At 31.4% G+C, this 16,608-nt stretch carries 16 protein-coding genes; all 16 read right to left on the bottom strand.

The genetic code is table 11. The features are described 5' to 3' along the window. Positions 1–45: 45 nt before the first annotated feature. The 16 genes from clpP to BMY82_RS09705 all read right to left on the bottom strand — a co-directional run bounded on the left by clpP (position 46) and on the right by BMY82_RS09705 (position 16,417). Positions 46–630, bottom strand: a complete 585-nt coding sequence (clpP, locus tag BMY82_RS05150; protein ID WP_091975396.1) for an ATP-dependent Clp endopeptidase proteolytic subunit ClpP — start codon at positions 628–630, stop codon at positions 46–48. A 212-nt stretch (positions 631–842) separates the two neighbouring features. Beyond that, positions 843–2,126: a trigger factor gene (tig, locus tag BMY82_RS05145; protein ID WP_091975394.1), complete on the bottom strand. Its 1,284-nt coding sequence runs from the start codon at positions 2,124–2,126 to the stop codon at positions 843–845. Between the two features lie 318 nt (positions 2,127–2,444). After that, positions 2,445–2,921 carry a metallophosphoesterase family protein gene (locus BMY82_RS05140; protein ID WP_091975392.1) on the bottom strand — a complete coding sequence of 159 codons (477 nt, stop codon included), beginning with the start codon at positions 2,919–2,921 and terminating at the stop codon, positions 2,445–2,447. Positions 2,922–3,135: 214 nt separating this feature from the next. After that, a complete protein-coding gene (gene rph / locus BMY82_RS05135) occupies positions 3,136–4,512 on the bottom strand; it encodes a ribonuclease PH (RefSeq protein ID WP_091975390.1) in 1,377 nt (458 codons plus the stop codon). 149 nt (positions 4,513–4,661) lie between these two features. Next, positions 4,662–6,731, bottom strand: a complete 2,070-nt coding sequence (gene ligA, locus BMY82_RS05130; RefSeq protein WP_091975388.1) for an NAD-dependent DNA ligase LigA — start codon at positions 6,729–6,731, stop codon at positions 4,662–4,664. Positions 6,732–7,139: 408 nt separating this feature from the next. Beyond that, on the bottom strand, positions 7,140–7,604 hold the full coding sequence (bcp, locus tag BMY82_RS05125; RefSeq protein ID WP_091975376.1) for a thioredoxin-dependent thiol peroxidase: 465 nt from the start codon (positions 7,602–7,604) through the stop codon (positions 7,140–7,142). 140 nt (positions 7,605–7,744) lie between these two features. Continuing rightward, positions 7,745–8,146, bottom strand: a complete 402-nt coding sequence (gene mscL / locus BMY82_RS05120; RefSeq protein ID WP_091975374.1) for a large conductance mechanosensitive channel protein MscL — start codon at positions 8,144–8,146, stop codon at positions 7,745–7,747. Positions 8,147–8,521: 375 nt separating this feature from the next. After that, positions 8,522–8,788: a hypothetical protein gene (locus BMY82_RS05115; protein ID WP_091975372.1), complete on the bottom strand. Its 267-nt coding sequence runs from the start codon at positions 8,786–8,788 to the stop codon at positions 8,522–8,524. 27 nt (positions 8,789–8,815) lie between these two features. Then, positions 8,816–9,538 (bottom strand): YebC/PmpR family DNA-binding transcriptional regulator, encoded by a 723-nt coding sequence (locus BMY82_RS05110; protein ID WP_091975370.1) that lies wholly within the window; start codon positions 9,536–9,538, stop codon positions 8,816–8,818. Positions 9,539–9,733: 195 nt separating this feature from the next. Continuing rightward, the gene (gene nadE / locus BMY82_RS05105) at positions 9,734–10,492 is read right to left on the bottom strand and encodes an NAD(+) synthase (protein WP_091975368.1); all 759 of its coding nucleotides are present in this window, start codon (positions 10,490–10,492) and stop codon (positions 9,734–9,736) included. Positions 10,493–10,695: 203 nt separating this feature from the next. Next, the gene (locus BMY82_RS05100) at positions 10,696–11,340 is read right to left on the bottom strand and encodes a YigZ family protein (protein WP_091975366.1); all 645 of its coding nucleotides are present in this window, start codon (positions 11,338–11,340) and stop codon (positions 10,696–10,698) included. 122 nt (positions 11,341–11,462) lie between these two features. After that, positions 11,463–11,879: an NUDIX domain-containing protein gene (locus BMY82_RS05095; RefSeq protein ID WP_091975364.1), complete on the bottom strand. Its 417-nt coding sequence runs from the start codon at positions 11,877–11,879 to the stop codon at positions 11,463–11,465. Positions 11,880–11,935: 56 nt separating this feature from the next. After that, positions 11,936–12,604, bottom strand: a complete 669-nt coding sequence (locus BMY82_RS05090; protein WP_091975362.1) for a HEAT repeat domain-containing protein — start codon at positions 12,602–12,604, stop codon at positions 11,936–11,938. 948 nt (positions 12,605–13,552) lie between these two features. After that, positions 13,553–14,158 carry a 30S ribosomal protein S4 gene (rpsD, locus tag BMY82_RS05085; RefSeq protein WP_091975360.1) on the bottom strand — a complete coding sequence of 202 codons (606 nt, stop codon included), beginning with the start codon at positions 14,156–14,158 and terminating at the stop codon, positions 13,553–13,555. Between the two features lie 275 nt (positions 14,159–14,433). Next, a complete protein-coding gene (gene cls / locus BMY82_RS05080; RefSeq protein WP_242938921.1) occupies positions 14,434–15,978 on the bottom strand; it encodes a cardiolipin synthase in 1,545 nt (514 codons plus the stop codon). Positions 15,979–16,153: 175 nt separating this feature from the next. Then, complete coding sequence (locus tag BMY82_RS09705; protein ID WP_091975356.1) at positions 16,154–16,417, bottom strand: cysteine-rich small domain-containing protein; 264 nt, start codon at positions 16,415–16,417, stop codon at positions 16,154–16,156. Between the last annotated feature and the right edge of the window lie 191 nt (positions 16,418–16,608).

The following is a 16,608-nucleotide window of genomic DNA, read 5'->3' as shown; positions in this document are numbered from 1 at the left end:
TACCTTTTTATTTCTTAATTACATTATAACACTACTGTAAAGTTTTTACAGTCTGTTTGTGATTACTTCATCTATTAGACCAAATTCCTTAGCCTGTTCTGAAGTCATAAAGTTGTCACGTTCAGTATTTTCCTTAACTATATCTAAAGGCTGACCTGTTCTTTCAGCTAAAATTTCATTTAACTTTTTCTTTGTATCCAATAAGAACTTAGTATGTATTTCTACATCTGTTGCCTGTCCTCTTGAACCGCCTAAAGGCTGGTGAATCATTATTGTACTATTAGGAAGGGCAAATCTCTTTCCTTTTGCTCCAGCAGCTAGAAGGAATGCTCCCATTGATGCCGCCATACCTATACATATTGTACTTACATCTGCCTTTATATACTGCATTGTATCGTATATTGCCATACCTGCTGTTACACTTCCGCCTGGAGAATTTATATATAGGTGAATATCCTTATCAGGATCATCTGCCTCTAAGAATAATAACTGAGCTACTACCAAGCTAGCAGTTGCATCATTTACTTCATCTCCTAAAAATATGATTCTATCTTTTAAAAGTCTTGAGTAGATATCGTATGATCTTTCACCTCTACCATCTTGTTCTACTACATATGGTACTAATGCCATTTTTGCACCTCCAATTCGCAATTTTAGATAAAGACCACAAAGTTTGTGGTCTTTATCAACATAATTATATAATACTATTTTTTCCTAAATATAACCTATACTAAATATAAGATATATGAATATTTTTAAATTATTATAAAAGTCTTTGGAATAATCTTAAATAAGAGTATTTTACTTAACTTTCTAATATTGACTAAAATAAAAATCAGATATTACTTTACTGTTGCAGCATCTAGTAGCATTTCAACAGTCTTTTCGTTCTTTAATCTGTTCTTTATTCCGTCTAGTTCAGCTTCGCCTAGAGCTTCCTTTATCTTAGCTACTTCCATGTTGTACATCTTAGCGAAGTTTTCCATATCCTTTTCGATATCTTCTTCTGTTACTTCAACATTTTCAAGTTCAGCTATCTTTTCTATTATTAAAGTATTCTTAACAAGATTTTCAGCTTCTTCTCTTCTAGCTTCTCTTATTTCGTCTATGCTCTGACCTGATAATTCAGCAAACTTTTCTAAAGACCATCCCTGATAGCTTAACTGCATGTTTATTTCATCTAACTGTCTGTCTATCTGGCTTTCTACCATTGACTTAGGTATTTCTATTTCTACCTTTTCAGCTATAGCGTTAACTACTGCATTCTTCATTTCGTCCTTAGCTTCTGAATCAGCCTTTTCCTGAAGCTTAGCCTTTATATCATTCTTTAATTCTTCTAAAGATTCAAATTCAGTTGTGTCCTTAGCGAAGTTGTCATCTAATTCTGGAAGTTCCTTCTTCTTTAGATCATGTACAAGAACCTTGAATACTACTGGCTTACCAGCTAATTCTTCTGCTGGATAGTCTTCTGGGAAAGTAACGTTTACGTCAAATTCTTCTCCAACTGGCTTTCCTATCATCTGTTCTTCAAATCCTGGTATAAATGAACCTGAACCAACTTCTAGTGAATATCCTTCAGCAGTTCCACCTTCAAATGCTTCACCATCTAAAGTTCCAGCAAAGTCTATATTTGCTATTAGTCCGTTTTCTACTGGTCCTTCTACTTCTACCATTCTAGACTGCTTTTCAAGAAGAGCATCTAATTCATTCTTTATTTCTTCTTCAGAAACTTCTTTTTCTATCTTTTCTATTTCTACACCCTTGTAGTCTTCTATTGTAAATTCAGGCTTAACATCAACATCAGCTGTTAAAACTATTGTTCCGTCTTCCTTTATTTCCTTGATGTCTAGCTGTGGCTGGCTTACTACATCTATTTCTAGAGCATCTATTGCCTGTGGGTATACTTCTGGAAGTACTATATCTAGTGCATCATTGAAAAATACTCCCTTACCATAGTTAAGTTCTATTATCTTTCTAGGTGCCTTACCCTTTCTGAAACCAGGTATATTGTATCTTGATTTAGTTTTATTGTATGCCTTATCTATAGCCTTTTCAAACTCTGCACCATCAACTAATATTTCGAATTTTACAGAATTACCTTCTTTTTTTATTAATTCAGCTTTCATAAAATTTTCCTCCTAAGTTTAATGTTCTATACTATTCTTTTAATTGTCATTATATAAAAACACAATTCAACCATTTAATTATACTATAAAACGCTTGAAATTGCACCCATTTTTACAAAAATCTAGCATTTCTTTAATTGTTTTTAGCTTTTTTATTAACACTAATAAACATAAAAATACAAATCAATGATTATTGCTTTCATAATTTTTCACAATATCTGTACTTACTTAATTACAGTCTATGTTATTTTTTATTTTATTGCAAATTTTTGTCAAAATAAATAAACTTTTAGTCTGTTTACAAGTAATTATTATTTATTATATAAATCTGTATTCATAGTTATAATTTCCATTTTCTATATCCATAATTATAAAGCTTCTGTCTCTTCCATCTCTGGGCATAGAAAGGCTTCCTGGATTAATAACTTCTACCCCATCAATAATTTGATTTTCCTTAATGTGAGTATGTCCGAATATAGTTATTTTTGCTCCTCTTTCCTTTGCTTCTTCTGCTATTGTCTCTAATCCATATTTTACCCCATAATGATGACCATGCGTTAAAAATATTGTTATGCCCTCACATTCAAGGTCAAGCTCTGTTTCAACATTATCAAAATCACAATTCCCAGCTACTGCAATAACTGGAATTCCTGTCTTTTCCTTAAAGTATATGGAGTCTCTAAAGTTATCTCCTGCATGAAGTATCAATTCTATTTTTTCTTCTTTGATAATTTTTATTGCACTATCCATATATCTTTTCACTCTGTGCGAATCTGATATTACTGCTATTTTCATTATTTCTCCTTTCATTATTTTATACTTATCTTTTTTCTAACCTTTTATATATTTTAGACAAATACTTTCATATTCCAATTTGCAAAAATAGTGTAACTATATAGTTACACTATTTTTAGATCCAAATTTTCTATATATAAATAACTCTTATTTCTAATTTATATTCACAACTTGCTTTAAAAAGAATTATCTACTCTAAAATCCATTGATAAAGCTATATTGTTCTTGATTTTATTATATTTTCAAGTTGTATTTTCATTTTTTCAAGAGCCCTAGATCTATGGCTAAAACTATTTTTAACCTCTATTGGAAGCTGACCAAATGTATAGTCGTATCCTTCAGGTATAAACATACTATCATATCCAAATCCATTTTCGCCCTTTTCTTCCATTGCTATTTTTCCATCAACTACACCTCTTGAAATAAGTTCTTTTCCATCTGGGAATACAGCTGCTATTACACATACATATCTAGCAGTTCTTTTGCTCATAGGTGTATCACCAAGTTCTTCAAACATCTTTTTTCTGTTATCTTCATCCGTTGCATTTTCACCTGCATATCTAGCTGAGAATACTCCAGGTCTTTTTCCAAGAGCATCAACTTCTATACCTGAATCATCTGCTATTGCAATTTTTCCAGTCTTTTTAGCTATTGTTCTAGCCTTAATAAGAGCATTATGCTCAAATGTTTTTCCGTCTTCTATTATTTCTATACCATCAAGACCTACATCTTTTAAAGATTCAATCTTAAAATCTATATCCTTTAAAATAGTGCCTATTTCTTCTAGTTTGTGTGCATTTCCTGTAGCTATTACTGCTTCTCTCTCATATTCGCAACCAATTGTAGCATCTGCTACTTCTCCAAGAACTTTTCTCTGAATTCTCATAAGTTCTTTATTTCCCTTTTCAGCATATTCAAGAATTTTTACAAGCTCTAACTTAGTGAAAGGTCTTTCTTCACCAGTTCCCTGTATTTCTATAAATTCTCCACGATTGTTCATTACAACATTTGTATCTACTTCTGCATTAGAGTCTTCATCGTAACATATATCTAGTCTTACATCCCCGTCTACTACACCGACACTTACTGCAGCAAGCATTGTATCCATAGGCATTTTCTTGATGTCTTTGTGCTTGTATAAAGTATATAGAGCATCTGCTAGTGCCACATATGCACCTGTTATTGATGCAGTTCTTGTACCACCGTCTGCCTGTATTACATCACAGTCTATCCATATTGTTCTTTCTCCAAGTGCAGATAGATTCACTACTGATCTAATGGCTCTACCAATTAATCTCTGTATTTCCTGACTTCTCCCGTCTACCTTACCCTTGCTTGAGTCTCTTCTCTTTCTTTTTTGTGTAGCGCTTGGCAACATAGAATATTCTGCACTTATCCAACCACTTCCAGCACCCTTCAAAAATGGTGGTACTCCTTCTTCTACAGTAGCTGTGCATATTACCTTTGTTTCACCAACTTCTATAAGCACTGACCCCTGTGAGTACTTAGTAAAGTTTCTAGTAATTCTCACATTTCTTATTTCATCAAATGCTCTATTATCCGGTCTTTGACTTCCTGCTATCTTGTTCATTCTATCCGCCCCTATCTAAAATTATAATCTTTCACTTTATTTTACAGGGGTGCAATTTGCATCCCCTTTTTATACATAACTAATAATACTCTATCTTCATAAATTTTTTAATACTTTTTATAAAATTTATATGAATTTTATTTGAAATGTTACTTTAACATATCTTCAACTTCTGCTTGCTTCCTTAAATCCAACATAGCTTTAAAAGTATCTTCATCAATTACTTTTACTCCTAGCTTTAGAGCCTTGTCTAACTTAGAGCCTGCTTCTTCTCCTGCCAGTACAAATGTAGTAGATTTGCTAACGCTTGATGTAGCCTTTCCACCTCTTGCTTCTATTAGCTCTTTTGCCTCATTTCTCTTCATTGTAGGAAGAGTTCCTGTTAGAACTATTTTCATTTTATCAAATATTTTTTCTATATCGTTGTATTTTTCGTGATCTGATTCAAAGTTCAAACCTGCTTCTCTAAGCTTTTCTATAGTTTCAATATTTTTCTTTTCTTTAAAGAATTTCACTACACTGTCGCTCATAACTTCTCCAAAATCATCTATCTTTAGAAGTTCTTCTCTATCTGCTGACATTATTTCATCAAGATTATTGAAGTTTGCTGCAAGTTGCTTTGCACCTTTTATACCTACAAACTTAATTCCCAAACCATTTAATAATCTCCAAAGTTCATTTTTCTTTGATTTTTCTAGGGATTTCATAAGATTGTCTACAGACTTTTCTCCCATACCTTTAATTGGAATTATTTTTTCTGGATCCATGTAATAAAGGTCTTCTATTTTTTCTATAATCTTCAATGTCAAAAGTGTAGTAATGGTAGATTCTCCCATGCCTTCTATATCCATTGCATCCCTTGATACAAAGTGTATTATTCCTCTTCTTATCTGGGCTGGGCAAGATATATTAATACATTTTACAGCGGCTTCTCCTTCAATTCTTACAGTTTCTTCGCCACATACTGGACAAGTCTTTGGCATTGTAAATTCCTTTTCATCGCCCTTTCTATCTTCTTTAGAAACTTCTAGAATCTGAGGAATTATTTCTCCTGCCTTTTGAACTATTACCATATCGCCGATTCTAATATCTCTTTCTGCAATATAATCTTCATTGTGAAGAGTTGCTCTACTAACTATAGTACCTGCTAATCTCACTGGTTCAAGAATCGCAGTAGGTGTAATAGTACCAGTTCTTCCTACCTCGACTACAATATCTTTTAACTTTGTCTTTTTCTTTTCTGCTGGGAACTTGTATGCTGTTGCCCATCTAGGACTCTTGGCAGTAAAACCTAGTTCTTCTCTCTGTGCTATTGAATCAATCTTTATAACCATACCATCAATATCAAAGCCCAGCTCACCTCTATGCTCAGTCCAGTAATTTATATGATCTATTACTTCCTCAATACTTTCACATAGCTTATAATCTTCACTTACTGTAAAGCCTAGTTTTTTCAAGTATTCAAAAGAATCGCTATGTCTTTCTATTCCCAATTCTTCTATATTCTCAAGATTGAAAATAAATATATCTAATGGTCTTTTGGCTGTAAGTTTTGAATCTAGCTGTCTCAAAGATCCTGCAGCAAGATTTCTAGGATTAGCATAAATCTGTAAGTTGTGTTCTTCTTGATATGCATTTATATTTTCAAAGTTCTCCTTTGAAATATATACCTCACCTCTTACAACAACTTCCCTTTCTTCATCAATCTTTATAGGTATTGATTTTATTGTTTTGATATTTGCTGTTACATTTTCACCTACATAACCGTCACCTCTAGTTGCAGCAACATCTAAATATCCATCTCTATAGGTAAGTCCTACTGAAAGTCCATCTATCTTGAACTCTACAACGTAATTTACCCTGCCTGAAGCAGACTCTCTAACTCTTCTATCAAAGTCTCTTATTTCACCTTCAGAAAATACATTTGAAAGGCTAAGCATAGGTCTTTCATGAGTATACTGCTCAAACTTAGAAAGTGCTGCCCCTCCTACTCTTGAAGATGGAGAATCCTTTCTCTTCAATGAAGGAAACTTATCTTCTAGGTAAATTAATGACTTCATCATTCTATCGTATTCATAGTCCGTAATTTCCGGATTATCTTTATTGTAATAAAGATCACTGTGATAGTTTAACTTATCTATTAAGACTGTTATTAACTCTTCAGCCTCTTTTTCATTCCACTCATTGCTTACTATATTATCATAATTTAACTCCAACATAATCTTCTCCTCAAAATTTCTCTTACCTTTCATTTTATCATATCCGTCTACTCTATTTCCATCTTTAAAAGTATTAACTACTTTAAATATACATAAGTTTTCTATACTTTAGCTTTTTAGCCTTATTTTATATATAGTCAATTTGCAATAGATAGAAACAAGAACTTTCTATTTATTTTATATTTTAATATTAAATCTTGTTTATTGTGTAGTTTTTAAATCTTGTTTGTCGAAGAGTTTATTGGATAATTTAAATTCCTGCTATTTTTTATTTTTGAAGATTACTTTTGAAATATATTATATCAATAAGTCTTTTGACCTTTAATTTTCTAGTTGGAGTTTATTTTCACAAAAAAATGCTTCCACATTTGTGGAAGCATTTTGAGTTAAGTAAATATTAGTGAATAGTTATTCTAAAAATCCAGATTTTATTACATCATCTGCATTTGTCGTTGATTTCATTCTTTTTCCGTCCATTATATCTATTATCGTTCCTTCTTCATCAATTAGAAAAGTAGTTCTCACTACTCCCATTGATGTCTTTCCGAACATCTTTTTTTCTTTCCAGACATCGTACATCTTGATAACTTCTAAATCCTTGTCAGACAGAAGAATAAATGGAAGCTCATGCTTTGCTGCAAAATTGCTGTGTGACTTCACTCCATCTTTACTAATTCCTATTACTTCTGCACCTTTTTCAGTTATTTGAGGGTAATTATCTCTGAAGTTACATGCCTGTTTAGTACAGCCCGGTGTATTATCCTTAGGATAAAAATAAAGTATTATCTTTTTACCTTTGTAGTCTGATAAAGAAACTTCCTTACCATCCTTGTCTGGTAATGTAAAATCCGGTGCCTTGTCTCCTATTTTCATATAATCCTCCTCTTAATCAATCATTATACTTAAACAATTATAATCAAATATAGTTGAATTAAAATACTTCCTGTATTGTATTAAGAATATACCCATTTAATCTAATTTTAATTATAATATTAAATTCTTTTAAAATTAGATTACTTCTGATTTTCCTTTGCTAGCATATCTCTTATTTCTACTAGAAGTTCTTCTGATTTAGTAAGTGCAACTTCTTCAACAGTTTCTTCTTCAGGCTTTGCAACCTTGCTCTTCAAACTGTTTATAAGTTTAATAAAAATAAATATAGAAAATGCTATAATTACAAAGTCAATCACTGATTGCAGGAATGCTCCGTACTTAAACTGTGCATTTCCTATTTGTAGCATAAGACCAGATACATCTGTCCCACCTGTTATAATTCCGATAAATGGTGTTATAATATTCTCAACTAATGATGATACTATCTTTGAGAAAGCACCACCTATTACAACACCGACTGCCAAGTCTATTACATTTCCTCTCATGGCAAATTCTTTAAATTCAGCTATAAATTTTTTCATATAATTTTATTCTCCTTTTTTATTATATTTATATATATACACATCTTTTTGAATATCTAAACTCAAAAATTCATTTTTAAAAAAATTATTCTTTTTTTGCGGTTATTTTTCTAATTTTTTTAGTAAAATATAGTCTTTTAACTTATATTTATATGATTTTCCACATTGTATTCATTTTATTATATACTTTAATTTTCAAAAGTTATTTCCATTATTACTAAGTTTTGTAAATCTTTTTAATTATATATTTGCATCCTCACTTTCAATATACCTTACTAATTTCTTGCAAAATAAAAAACAGCCAAGTGCTTTTAACTCTAGCTGTTTTCTATATTGTCTGTTGAATTTTTTCTTAAAAAACCTCTATATTAAAGATTAGTTTTCTTCTGTATCGTCTTCATGCATAACAAAGAACTCTTCGTAAAGTGCCTCGCTCATACTTTCTGCTGTGGCTTCTTCTAAATATGGAGCTCTGTATGTCTTCATATATAGTAAAATAGGACCGTTTATCTTGTACACATCTAGTTCTACTTCTTTTACTTCATTTTCTTCATCATTCATAATTTCTCTATACTTGAATAAGAATGTTCCTATTTGTAGTCCGTCCATTCTATATTCTTTGATATTGTATTCCTGTTCCATAATCCACCTGCTTTAAAAATACTATTACTAAGCTTCTGGCATCTCCCAATTGTGATGTACATTCTGTACGTCATCATCATCTTCTAAAGTATCAAGAAGCTTTTCCATTGACTTGATCTGTCCTGCTTCATCAAGAGCAGTTGTAGTTTGAGGTATTAGCTTTACATCAGCTACTACAAACTTGTATCCTGCACTTTCAAGACCATCTCTTACTGTATTGAAATCTTCAGGTGCTGTAACTACTTCAAATCCATCTTCATCTGTTATGAAGTCTTCAGCTCCTAATTCTAATGCTGCTTCCATAAGTGCTTCTTCTTCAGCATTTTCATTTGATATTAGTATCTGTCCCTTTCTATCGAACATAAATGATACACATCCTGGAGTACCAAGATTTCCATTATTTTTATCAAAATAATATCTTACGTTACCTGCTGTTCTATTTTTATTATCTGTAAGTGTTTCAACTATTATAGCTACTCCACCAGGTCCGTATCCTTCATAAGTTATTGATTCATAATCTTCACCTTCGCCAGCTCCTACACCCTTTTTAATAGCTCTATCTATATTATCATTAGGCATATTATCAGCTTTAGCCTTAGCTATTGCAGCCTTTAACGATGCGTTGTATTCTGGATCACCACCGCCTTCTTTCGCTGCTACTGTTATAGCTCTTGCGTGTTTTGTAAAGACGTTAGCTCTAGCTGCGTCCTGCTTACCTTTTCTTGCTTCAATATTGTGTATACGACCCATACTTTTTCACTCCTTATTATTTTATCGTCAGTGCTTTTTGCACTTGAAAATTTATGTAATATGTACTCTGTACACTGTGCCTTTAGATATATGTGAATTATTTTATTCACAAAAACCCCCAAAGCTTTATGATTTCCCTATCACAACAGTATATTTTATCATATTTCTATATATAAGTAAATATTTTGAATTTATCTATTCAAATATCGGTGGCTTTGGAGCTGGAACTCTCTTGTGTTCACTAACTCTATGAAGTCTCTCTATTATTTCAAGATCTCTTTCTGGAACTTCATCTCTCTTGCCTTCAACTACCTTATCTATATAAGCATAAGTTGTACCCATTTCATTTTCATCAGTTTGACCTTCCCATAAACCTGCTGAAGGTGCTTTGTTGATTAAATCTTCATGTATCCCTAGTTCCTTAGCCCATTCATATACTTCATACTTTGGAAGATTAGCTATAGGAAGCATATCTACTCCACCATCTCCAAACTTTGTAAAGTAACCTGTATAAAGTTCTGCAGCATTATCTGTACCTGCTACTAAATACCCTAGATTATTTGCAACTGTATATAAAGCAGACATTCTTATTCTAGCTCTTAGATTTGCATCTGTCATCTTCATTGATTCTTTGTTTAAAAGTTCTTTTTCATTTAATTTTTCTTTTACCTGATCAAGAACCATTATTTGTGGCTCATCAAGATTTAATTCAATATATTCTATATTGCATCCATTGATTACCTTCATTCCATCTTCTTTATCTTGTGGATTGCTTTTTATATTCATAATTACACCCATTGAATTATCTGGGAATGCTTCTTTAATAAGATATGCGACAACTGCTGAATCTATACCACCAGAAACCCCTACTGCAACTCCCTTACAGTGAGCTTCCTTTACCTTTTCTCTAATCCATTCAACTGTCTTGTTGATTTTTTCTCTTCTTGTTAACATATGACTACTCCATTTCCTTTTCTTATATATTTATATTTTTTATAGTATTTTTTCTATTTATATTATTTTTATATCTTAATTATATTTTCTGATACGTTATAATATTATCTTTTCTACTAGATTACTTCTATATTATCTTCAACTTCTTATATATTTACAAATCGAATCTATATTAGACCTGTATACTTAAATCAAAATCAATTTTACAATAAAATCTTACCGTCCATTACCGATAAATAGAATTCTTCTTTTTCCCTTATTTCAGCTGTTGCACTTGTTATTTCTGTGATTAAAGATGACAATGTCTCTAATCTTTCCTTTTCACAATATACTATTATATTTACACTATCTGTATACTCTATATCTTTTACAGTATACTCTCTGTTTGCTAGTTCATTTTGAATCTTGCCAAGTAGGGTATAATCAACTGAAATATCTACTTCTATAAATGGCTTTTTTTCTACTATTTTTCCAGCTTCTAGACCTATTTTTGCACCCTTTGTGTAGGCTCTTACTAGACCACCTGCGCCCAACTTCACTCCACCAAAATATCTTGTAACAACTACAACTACATTTCTTAGATCTTCTTTTTTAATTACTTCCAATGTAGGTATACCAGCAGTCCCCTGAGGCTCACCGTCATCGCTATATCTTTGAATATTCATTGTTTCACCTATGGTATACGCCCAGACATTGTGGGTAGCATCCTTGTATTTAGATTTTATTTCGTCTATGAATTCCCTTGCTTCTTCTTCTGTCTCTACTGGCTTTACATGACCTATAAATACAGATTTCTCAACTGTGAATTCGTCTCTCCCAAATTCATGAAGTGTTCTATATGATTGCACACTTTCACCTCCAAGTTTTATTACCTGTTTTTTATTATATCATACTTTAAGTGGTTTCCCATATATCTAAACATAAAAAGTCCCTCTGTCAAAGTGACAAAGGGACATACATATCTCTATAATTATTCAGCCTTCTTATAATTTTTATATTTTTTGTATGATACATCTACTAAAGACTTTTCTTTGCTGTGAGTCAACATTTCTAGAGCATCTGTTACTCTATAGAAACCTCCGTCTAAAAACTCTTTACTTATTTCAGATGCATCACTATCAGCTTCCATTACATACCACATTATAGCATTACAAACTCTTTGATTTCTGCTTCTTGAGAAGAATTCATATATAGTATCTCCTGCAATATCGAGTATTTTTACATCAGAGCCAGTTTCCAATTTCACTCTCTGAATAGCACTTTCGTGAGGTAGATTATCGCCGACTATCTTACCCTTAGGTAAAGTCCATTCACCTCTATCATTCTTAACTAATAAAACCTTATTTGCATAAAATACAACACCGCCAGAACAACGTCTTACTATCATTTAGAATCCCTCCATTTTCATAAATACTCTTCTCTGCGCACCTACGCGAGTTATTTTTAGATACTGAACTTTTGATAGAGTTTGTCCAAGGATGCTTTACACGCCCTTATAACGTACTCCTTCTCAAATCCAGCCTTGTTCTTAACAAGATTTTCAAGAATTCTTATACTATCCATGCTACCGATGTCACCAAGGTATTTTGCACAATACTGTCTGACCTGTGGATTCTTGTCCAAAAGCCCGAGTTCAAGAATATAGCTACTTTCTTCACAGGCTATTTTCCCAATGGCTGAGTATGCAATCCTCCTTAAATTCGAGTGATTTTTCTCAGTCAAGGGGTACAATATATTTAGAAACCTGCTGTCTTGAAATTCTCCAGCTGTCCAAACCAAAACCATCAGATCTTCTGCATTTTCTAGGTTTAGGATACCCTTGTAGACCTTTCTCTTAAAATCAATTATCTCCTCTTCGCCTAAGCTTTTTATAAAGGAAATTCTTTCTTCTTTAGATAGAGTAAGGTAATAATTGATAATATCCTTTTCCTTAGCGTCATTTTTCTTGCTCTTTCTTAAAGATAGCTTTGCTTTTATCAAGTCATTATTTACATCCTCAATGGACTTGTTCCTTATTCTTGATATCTGTGGAACCTTAAGAGACTTCTTATAAAGGAGATATGTAATGAAGTAATCTTCAAGGTCATCGATATTTTCCCATCCTATTACCATTTTCTCCCCCCTACAATTGTTTGTTTTCAATGTTTCTCAACAAAAGTTGCAAAAAACATCTAAACTTTGAAACTCTATAAATAATTTAAATTTATTATTTATATTGTGACTATATTATAACACTTAATATAGAGAAAATCACCATTTTTCAAAAAATTCTTTTTATTTTGTTTAGAAGTTTTAGAACTTCTAAAAGCCATTTTATACATTTTTAAAAAATACTTTCTAAGCTTTTTTCGTTATTATTTTTCTAATCCATTTTATTTTAGACTTTTTATATTTATTGTAATATCAATGTTTTCGAGTTTTTTTATTTTTTCTATATTTATTGTAATGATTTCTATTATCCTTATAATATGTGCCTTTTTTATACACATAGAAATAATTAGTAGCTTTTTTCGTTTGTTTTCTATATTAATTAATGTTATAATCAAGTTACGAGTTAATCATTTTTAACCTCTATATTAAATCGTGTTGTGATTAATTTGTAGTAAATTTTTTAATTTTTTCATTTTTAACAATATTGTTAGGTTTTCATGATTTAACATATTGTACTACCTTTCTAGACTATGAAAATAGTCACTGAATTTATTGTGTTCGTTTTTCATACACATACTAATTAATTATCATTTAAAAAAAGAAGCCTGCGGAGGCTTCTTTTTCCGTTTATTTATATATAAAGAGCTTCTAATTAATACTATTAAATTTTTATAAATATATCTATACAAAAACATAACTATATTCATAAACTCCATATAAAAATAGGTTCTTTGTCAAATAGTCTCGATAGCAATTTTATCCATTTTCCTCTTACTACGTTTATGGATTTTTGTTGCCATTAACACTAAATATTATAGAGCCTAAAACGTAATCTTGATAAAAAAACCGCTACATAAAATGTAGCGGAATATTTTTTCTTTAATTCTGATTGTAAAATCAGAGTATTTATTAAAGAGATGACTTAGAGTAGAATTCGACTACTAGTGCATCATTGATTTCAATTGGCACTTCTTCTCTTTCAGGCATTCTAGCTAATACAGCTGAGAATTCTTCCTGATTCTTAGTTAAGTATGGGCATTCGTTTAAAGCTGCTGCTTCGAAGTTAGCCTTGAAAAGTTCGTTAGTTCTTGACTTTTCTCTTAACTGTAGTTCATCACCAACACTAACGATGAATGATGGTATATCTACTTTCTTTCCATTCACTAGAATGTGACCATGGTTAACCATCTGTCTAGCCTGTCTAACAGAGTTAGCAAGACCCATTCTGTATACTAGGTTGTCTAATCTTCTTTCTAAAGTTGTGATAAGAGCTATACCAGTCTGACCCTGAACCTTCTGAGCCTTCTTCATGTATATTCTCATCTGCTTTTCGCTTACACCGTAGTAAGCTCTTAATCTCTGCTTTTCAAGTAACTGCTGTCCGTATGGTGAAAGCTTCTTGTCGCTTCTTGCAGTTCCTCTTCCAGCTCTGTTCATTGCCTTAGGATGTCCACAAACGTTTAATCCTAGTCTTCTTGATAACTTAAACTTTGGTCCTCTTGTAATTGATGACATATTTTCTCTCCTTTTTAAATAAAAAATTTTGTGTGGATGTGCCCCTTGCACATTATCCGCTTTATATGGATGTGTGAAGCAAGATACCCAACTATCTTTTGTATCATATGATAAAAGTAGTTGAAAAATCTGCTTTCAAATACTTATAATCATATTTAAAACAGTGCTTCGCTACATTGTCCATTTAAAGGATCTTCGTACTATTGGGTTCGTACGACTTATCTATTATACTATGTACTTGTTTATTTGTAAAGTGTTTTTTTCTTAATCATATATTATAATAATGGTGCAAAGAATCTTAATAAGCATTGAGTTATTCTCATAGGTGTTGTTCTATTAGTATTATGATATTTTTCAGTGACTTCCGTACTTGCTTCAAGCGTTTCAATAAAATCTTTCTTTATATCATCTATTGCGTCCATTCCATGAAGCAATACTCCATTTTCAAAATGAAGATATAAACTCCTATAATCCATATTGATTGTTCCTACTGCTGCAATATCATCATCTGATATATGCTGCTTTGCATGGATAAAGCCTGGTGTATATTCATATATTCTTACACCGCCCCTTACAAGAGCTCCATAATATGATCTTGTCATGCTATATACGAACTTCTTATCCGGTATTCCGGGTGTAATAATTCTTACATCTACTCCTCTTTTAGCTGCTGCAACCAATTCATCATTGGTATTATCATCTATTAAAAGATATGGAGTCATTATATAGAGATAGTCCTTTGCATTTTTTGCTATATTTAAATATATATTTTCTGCAAGCTGTTCCTCTATAAGTGGGTTTTCTGCATATGGGTGAACTATTCCCTTTGCATTAGGATACACTACTTTAAATATATTGATAAAGTCTTCTACTTCTTCAGTTTCCATATCCTTGTGGTTAATTGCATACCACATTTCAAGGAACATTACTGTAAAGCTATCTACAGCCTTTCCCTTTATCATTACGCCTGTGTCTTTCCAATGACCATAAGGACTGTTTATATTGAAATATCTATCAGCTATATTGTATCCACCAGTAAAAGCCACCTTACCATCTATTACTGTTATTTTTCTATGGTCTCTATTATTCATAAAAACATTTAATAAAGGCAACATAGGATTAAATACTGAGCATCTAATTCCCTTTTTAGCCAGTCTTTCTCTAAAACTTTTTCCAATAAAGCCTATACTCCCCATATCATCATAAAGTATTCTTACATCTACGCCTTCTTTTGCCTTTTCTTCTAGAATCTCTTCTATCTTTCTAAATGAGACAGAGTCTTCTATTGCGTGATATTCCATAAATATAAATTTTTCAGCTTTTCTCAATTCTATTTTTTGAGCTTCTATTCCTTCATCCGCTTCTGGGTAATATTCTACTTCGCAACCTTCATATGAGGGATAACCCCCTGTTTTGGAAATGTAGTATGTCTGACCATATACTCCTGGATCTTCTTTTTTGAGCCTTTTCAATATCTTGTCATCTGAATTTAGTTTGTTACTAAGTTGCCCTATGATGTTTCTGAATTTCTTTTTAGTAAAATAAAGCGAACCTCTTCCTATAAATAATATATACAGTATAATGCCTGTAATTGGAAATACCAGTAACAGAACCATCCAAGGAATTTTTATTGCTGCATTAGTATGCCTTCCATAAATTCTCAAAACTATAATAATAGATATCAATTTTGCAATAGCTGATGTAATAGGATAATAATCGTGTATTTTATATACTTCAAATATTATCCATGCAACTTGCAAGAAAAAACCTAGAGCAGCTATGACCGCTCGACCTATGCTGTTTTTACTTCTCTCTTCCAATATTTAGCACCCCTCTCAAATTATAATCATTTATTTATCAATATAATAATTTTCATACATTTGTATCTGCCACTTTACTTATTTAAACTTTTATTCAACAAATATGTATTTACAAATAATTTAAACAGTATTCAAGACAGTATCCTTGTAAAATTTCAACTAATATTTTATTATTTTATCTATTATTTTTTGCTATTTCTGAGATTTCATTGAATTTTTTAATTATGTAACTATAGTTTTGTTTTTTGTGAGGAAGTATACAGGAACTACAATCCTTTACTCCCTTTTCATTATAGGAAAAATTGCCTCCACATTTACTTCCTAAAGCATATAGGGGACAATAGCAAAAAAGACAATTAAAGTCTTGCTCATCTATTACTTTATGACACGGAAAAAACTCACAGTTTTTATGGCTAAAAAATTTATAATTATCTCCCATGTAAAAACTCCTTCTTGTAAATTTAGTTAAAAATACTTCATAGTATATACTTTTCTATAAGCTATATATCTATAACTCTCCATTTTCTAAAAAATAAAACTCAATATTATTTTTCATCCTACGGTATAGCCGTATTTTTAAAGAAATTTATTACTTTTTTCTAATTTTAACTACTTTATTATAACATATAA

Origin of the sequence: Peptostreptococcus russellii, from assembly GCF_900110295.1 — a bacterium.
GTDB lineage: Bacteria > Bacillota > Clostridia > Peptostreptococcales > Peptostreptococcaceae > Peptostreptococcus > Peptostreptococcus russellii_A.
The sequence above is the reverse complement of the archived record's forward strand: the minus strand, read 5'-3'. Positions and strand labels throughout refer to the sequence as shown.

Bases quoted from the DNA above. Each gene is read 5' to 3' on its own strand.
- clpP (WP_091975396.1), bottom strand. From the start codon at position 630: ATGGCATTAGTACCATATGTAGTAGAACAAGATGGTAGAGGTGAAAGA.
- tig (WP_091975394.1), bottom strand. From the start codon at position 2,126: ATGAAAGCTGAATTAATAAAAAAAGAAGGTAATTCTGTAAAATTCGAA.
- BMY82_RS05140 (WP_091975392.1), bottom strand. From the start codon at position 2,921: ATGAAAATAGCAGTAATATCAGATTCGCACAGAGTGAAAAGATATATG.
- rph (WP_091975390.1), bottom strand. From the start codon at position 4,512: ATGAACAAGATAGCAGGAAGTCAAAGACCGGATAATAGAGCATTTGAT.
- ligA (WP_091975388.1), bottom strand. From the start codon at position 6,731: ATGTTGGAGTTAAATTATGATAATATAGTAAGCAATGAGTGGAATGAA.
- bcp (WP_091975376.1), bottom strand. From the start codon at position 7,604: ATGAAAATAGGAGACAAGGCACCGGATTTTACATTACCAGACAAGGAT.
- mscL (WP_091975374.1), bottom strand. From the start codon at position 8,146: ATGAAAAAATTTATAGCTGAATTTAAAGAATTTGCCATGAGAGGAAAT.
- BMY82_RS05115 (WP_091975372.1), bottom strand. From the start codon at position 8,788: ATGGAACAGGAATACAATATCAAAGAATATAGAATGGACGGACTACAA.
- BMY82_RS05110 (WP_091975370.1), bottom strand. From the start codon at position 9,538: ATGGGTCGTATACACAATATTGAAGCAAGAAAAGGTAAGCAGGACGCA.
- nadE (WP_091975368.1), bottom strand. From the start codon at position 10,492: ATGTTAACAAGAAGAGAAAAAATCAACAAGACAGTTGAATGGATTAGA.
- BMY82_RS05095 (WP_091975364.1), bottom strand. From the start codon at position 11,879: ATGATAGTAAGACGTTGTTCTGGCGGTGTTGTATTTTATGCAAATAAG.
- BMY82_RS05090 (WP_091975362.1), bottom strand. From the start codon at position 12,604: ATGGTAATAGGATGGGAAAATATCGATGACCTTGAAGATTACTTCATT.
- rpsD (WP_091975360.1), bottom strand. From the start codon at position 14,158: ATGTCATCAATTACAAGAGGACCAAAGTTTAAGTTATCAAGAAGACTA.
- BMY82_RS09705 (WP_091975356.1), bottom strand. From the start codon at position 16,417: ATGGGAGATAATTATAAATTTTTTAGCCATAAAAACTGTGAGTTTTTT.